Origin of the sequence: uncultured Thiodictyon sp. (assembly GCF_903946935.1) — a bacterium.
In the GTDB taxonomy this organism is placed as follows: Bacteria; Pseudomonadota; Gammaproteobacteria; order Chromatiales; family Chromatiaceae; genus Thiodictyon.
Genome location: NZ_CAJAXH010000055.1, coordinates 1 through 5,408, shown reverse-complemented (window position 1 = coordinate 5,408; position 5,408 = coordinate 1). Strand labels below are relative to the sequence as shown.

The 5,408-nt window shown below is 62.4% G+C and carries 3 protein-coding genes; 2 read left to right on the top strand and 1 reads right to left on the bottom strand.

The window, feature by feature from the left end; translation table 11 throughout:
- Positions 1-1,171 precede the first annotated feature (1,171 nt).
- Complete coding sequence (locus QZX93_RS05365; RefSeq protein ID WP_295388365.1) at positions 1,172-2,098, top strand: vWA domain-containing protein; 927 nt, start codon at positions 1,172-1,174, stop codon at positions 2,096-2,098.
- 30 nt (positions 2,099-2,128) lie between these two features.
- Positions 2,129-3,223, top strand: a complete 1,095-nt coding sequence (locus tag QZX93_RS05360) for a hypothetical protein (protein WP_295388361.1) — start codon at positions 2,129-2,131, stop codon at positions 3,221-3,223.
- Between the two features lie 1,095 nt (positions 3,224-4,318).
- Here the strand turns inward: QZX93_RS05360 and QZX93_RS05355 are convergent.
- Positions 4,319-5,371: an ATP-grasp domain-containing protein gene (locus QZX93_RS05355; protein ID WP_295388358.1), complete on the bottom strand. Its 1,053-nt coding sequence runs from the start codon at positions 5,369-5,371 to the stop codon at positions 4,319-4,321.
- Positions 5,372-5,408 lie beyond the last annotated feature (37 nt).

Genomic DNA, 5,408 nt, shown 5'->3' with positions numbered 1-5,408 from the left:
TTGTTTCTCGGTGATATCCACGGGGGCGGCGGTGCAAAGGGGCATGGCGAACAAACTCAAGCAGCGGGAAGTTGACGTGTTCAGCATGATAACGAACACAGCCCGCAAGCGGTGCCAGAATTTTCACTCTGCAGCACTAGTTGCCGTGGCATCGTCGCGGCTATAGTCGCTTCCACAGGGCGCTTTCATCTTGCGGGGCGGCTGCTCGTGCTGCCATGGTCGTTAGCGCTTAGGGCGGGTTAGGCGCGCGCGCGGAGCCTTGCTGTTATCCGCGACGTTGGACGCGCCGTAACCCGACAGTCAGCGCGGGAGGCGTCGGGTTACGCTTCGATAACCCGACCGACGGACTGCTCGACCCGTTCGAGGTACCGGGATAGGTGCCGATTGGCGTCGCGGATGGAGACGATTTCTTGGATGACCGGGTACCCGTGGGACGTCCTACTACCCCATCTCGCTTTATGTTTTATACCGACCCCAGCGGGGCCGAACATATCAGCCCAAGGCAACGCCCTGGGTTAGCGTTATTTGTTCGGCCTGGCGATGAAAGGGCGCGATCCAGCGGCGTGGTTCCTTATGTCACGCCCTTTCAGGGCTAGCCTGTTATTCCTCATACCCAGGGCGTTGCCCTGGGCTGGTATGTCGCGCCCCTTCTGGGCTTGAACTGGAGCAAGATTAGGCGGAATAAAGTAAGAGCTCCGTTGGCCCTTGATGGGTAGCCATCGAGACCACGCCCTGCACCGGCGCAATCGCTATCGCCTCGGCCTACTGCTCACCGAGTGCCAAGCATGGCACTCCAATAGGTCAGTGCGAGATCCGGGCGAGTCGCGGGTCGCCCAAAGAATGCTCGGTCCGCTGGTCGTTGACAGGGCCGGCAGCGCGGTGCAATATTGCTGGCGATAGTTAAGGTTAGCGATGCCGCTCGCTGAAGATCCAAGTGGTTGCATCGGCCGCCTTCAAGAGGGATCATTGATTCGACACACGTTTGTGCGGTTCTGGCGTTGCGTTCGATCGCCGCCCGCCGTGTCGGCAAGGGTGACCGCTTGGCCGTCCGGCTACGCCTGTCAGGTTCCTCGCGTGGCGCGCCGGGGCGATTGCACTCTTCCGGCTTAGTCGATCGCCGCCCCTGGCATTCTCCAGTTCTACGGATTCAGGTAAGTCAACGAGTATAGCAATGGCCAAAATCGCCAGACCCAACAGACCGCTTGCCGACGTGAATGTACTGCGGCAGCCGAACGGCTCGCACGAAATCGTTGTTTGCTTCATGCCCGACCCCGACATTCTGGTCGGTGAGGGAAACTCGAAGGCCTATTTGGCCCTGGATGCCTCCAGATCGCTCAAAGAAATGTATGGCGGCGGGGGTGTTTTTGAGGTGCTGCCAAACTATGTGCAGGCGGTGGCGAGAAAGCTCGGCTGCATTCTCACCACCGTGACCAAAACCGGGACTGTGACCGGGCTCTATTGGGCGATCAGTCCGGATGGCGGCAAGACCGAAATCATTGGTGAGTTCGACGAGGCCGGGTGGTCGCATGCGGCAATCGACGGGCCCAAATCGCCAAAAGACTGGGGGCGTGGCACCAAGCTCTTGCCCGCGATTCAATACGGTGTCGAGACCATTGCCCGTGACGCGGATTGGACGATTGGGGTCATCGTGACCGATGGGGTGATCGAGGACGAATCGGCTTGTATGCAATACTGCACCGCGCTTGGCAAAGCGATGGCAGACGGCAAGCGCAAGCCGCTGAAGCTCGTCCTGATCGGTATCGGTAATGACGTCGACGAGCAGCAGTTGGAGCGCTTCGACGACATGTTTGAGGGCACCGGAATCACCTACGATCTGTGGTCTCATGGGATGGTCGCCTCCATGAAAGACGAGGCCGACATCCTGGGTGTCCTGTACGGTGAGCTGATGGACGAGCAGACCATCATCGCCGCCTCCGGCAGCGTCCTGGATGGTTCCGGAACGACGCTGGCGTCGTGGGCCGACGGGCTGCCTGGTAAATTCCGCTTCGTACTACCCAAGGGACAAACGCTGTTCACCATCCATACCCCATCGCGAGACATCTCGCAGGATGTCAGCGAGGCGCTCGGCGCGTCATAGCGCGGCTTCAATTGTCTAAGGAGATCATCGATGGCCCTGTTCGCCAACCTGTTCTCGAAGTCCGGCAAGCGCGAGGAGCAACCGGTTGGACGCAATCGTCAGTTGCCAAGTCACCTGGTGGCCAAAGAATTCGGCGAAGTGGACGTGCGCCGGCTGGGCCACCAGCATGAGGTGTTCTTTAGTATCCTGATGGAGCCGGTCGGCGCCGAGGCTGAGGGCTGGCAAACCGGAGTGGCGATGGACGCCAGCGTGTCGATGCAAGGTTTGTTCGGAAATCATCTGGTCGCCGGGCCGCAAGGGCGCTTGCCAAAAGACGTGGCGGCGCACTACGAGCGCAACGGCTGGATCAAGCATGTCGAAAAGGATGGTCAGCGGCTCAGGATATTTTCCGCAGAGGCATGGAACGATGCCCTGTCGCGTGGCTATGTCGCCCGCTCGCAAAACGAGGTCGAGGCCAAGGCGCGCGACTTCACCAGATATTTGGCCGAGAATCTCGATGCCGATGGCGGCACGACAGTCATCTATTGGGCCTGCGGCGACGGCTCGCAGATCGAGGAATTGGGCGATCTCACCGGCGCCGACTGTGAGCATGCCCAGTTCCATGGGCCGGTCGCCCACGGCTTTGGTCAAAGAACCGTCTTGCTGCCGGCGGTCGAGTATTTTGTCAAGCGTTTCGCGGCCGCCCGTCGCGGGATGTACATTTTTATCACGGATGGCAGATTGGATGATCTGGATGCAGTCAAGGGCTATACGGTGACGCTCTGTGAAGACATCGCGGCCGGCCGGCGCAATCCGGTGAAATGCGTATTGATCGGAGTGGGCAGCCAGATCGATGAGCGCCAGATGGAGGAACTCGACGACCTTGAGTCCGGTACCGACGTGGATGTCTGGGACCACAAGATCGCCAAAGATATGCGTGTACTCACCGAAATCTTCGCCGAGGTGGTGAGCGAGCATCAGATCGTTGCCCCGACGGCCCGCATCTATGATTCCCGCGGTGCGGTCGTGAAGAACTTTGCCGACGGTCTACCCGCGCGGGTCACGTTCAACCTGTCGGCGGACTCGCACTGGTTCGAGTTAGAGGTCGCCGGACGCCGCATCAAGCAGATGCTGGTGGAGTCCTGAATACGCTCGGGTGTAAACCGATGTTGGTATGCAGATATTGCGCGGTGCCGTTGGGTTGGGCGGTTGACTACTGTCCGTTTTGCGGCCAGTCTCGGCCGGCCGTTGCCGTGGAAGAGCAGAGGAATGCGACTCGCGCAGAGCTCGGAATACGGGTCAAGGCGGCAAAGCCTCCCGCCACCGTCCGCAAGCGCCGGCCACCGGAGCTGGATATGCTCGCTGTCTGCACGCCCCCGCTGGCCCAAGGTCCTGAAGTGCCCGGGCCGCTGGCGCCCGTATTACCGCCGATACCAGACGATCTCATTGAGTCTTCGCCGCAGCCGACCGACCAGGGAGTTCGCGCGATGCCGTCCGCGCCGGTTCAGGCAGCCATTGGCGGGGCAGCGACCCTGACCGCTCCGGCTTCGGTTATCCCGCCGGCACCAGCGGTTGCGCCACCTGGCCCAGGTTTCGCCGATCTGCCATCCGCAATGAAGCGAGATCAATTGCCCGGCGGTGTCTTTGGCGACCAGGTCCAGGTAAACAGGGCAGCGGGTGAGGATACACCTCAGCCTTCGGGCGCGACCGCACTTGGCGATGTCTTTACGATCAACGCCCCCGCAGATTCCGTCGCAGCAGGCACTCATGATAAGCCTCGATCCCAGTTGAGCGGTCTATTCGGCGGGCTATCGGTGCAGTCGGCGTCGGCTGGCGGAGATCCCCGCGAGACTGAACAGGCGGGCTTGAGAAGACACCGCTCAATCTCAGACGCGGGGCTACCCGATCTCTTTAACGACCCGCAGGCGAGCGCCGAGCCTGTTCAGTCGGCGGGCGTCGAAGCGGACGATTCGAGCCGCACACTGATACCAGGGAGTGACCCGTCTGAGTCCAAGCCACGGCGTCGCGCGTTTGCACTGGATCAGCGGCTTCCTGGTATCTTCGGTGGCGGCGGTGAAAAGCACTGAGCCGGCGAGTGCGAAATAGGGGACGTAGGCCTTAAATCATGATTCAGTCACCGGCGCTCCCGGTTTTCAAGGCGCAGAGTGCCTGACACAGGCGTGACACCGCTCGAGCGGTGTCACGAGAGCGGTCGCCGGTCCGCGCAGCGGACCCTACGGTCTAAAGGGCTGGTTCCGTTGGCCATTGACCGGCAGCCACCGTCACCACGCCCTGCACCGGTGCAATCGCAATCCCCTCGGCCGGCGGCGGAACCGCCTGCGGTTCAGCCAATCCAAGTGCAATGGCGGCATTCCAATACGGAAAGTTGACCCCTGACTGGCAGGCATAGAGCAGCCCGCCCGACATCCGCGCATTGATCTCCAGCAGGTGCGCGAGCCCATTCTGGTCCTTGAACTGGCAATTGAAGACCCCGTCCAGACCATAGCGCTCGGTGAGCAGCCGCGCATAATCGACGGCGGGGCCTGCCGTTTCCAATAGCTGGTGCCGCCCCTTCTTCGCCCGCGCCACCGCGGCGACCAACCGCCCGGCGACCGCCAGGCAATCCACCGACCGCTCGGTGTCGGGCAGGAAGGGCATCAGCAGGAGCTCGAAGCGGCGCCGCGTGCGCTCCAGGGCGCTGCGGTAGGCGTGGAGCGAGATGACGCTCGGCTCGACACCGAGCAGTGTGTCGTAATCGTCGGCGGTCTCACTCAGGATGCGAAAGCCGGCCCCGTAGATGCCCACGGTCGGCTTGACGCACAGGCGTGGGTGGCGGGTACTGAGATCGGCGTAGGCGTCGTCGAAGGCGTCCAACGAATCGACCACCCGGTACGCCGGGAGCGGGATCGGCGTCCCCACCAGGTCCCGGTAGAGGGCGTCCTTGTGGTCGAACAGGGCCAGCGTCGCCGGTGCAAAGGCCTGGATGCGCGTACCCACCGCAGCGAATGCCGCGCCGGCCGCGGCCAGGGCGCGGGCACGGCGGCTGGGGATAAAGAGTTGTACCTCGTAGCGGCGGCAGACTCCGAGACACCACGCGACATAGTCGGCATCGCTCAAGCTCCCGGCGGGCTCGACCAAGGCCAGATCGGCCGCCGCCAGCACCGGGGCCTGCGGTTCGCCGTGACTCGCCAGCACCCGCAGGGCGCCGCCGGCGGCCTCGCGGATCAGCCGCACGGCGTCATAGGTGTTCGACAGTCCGCTGTTGTACCAGAGCAGTGGCGCAGAATCAGTCATCCTACATCCCGCAATTGCTCACGCCAAGGCGCCAAGC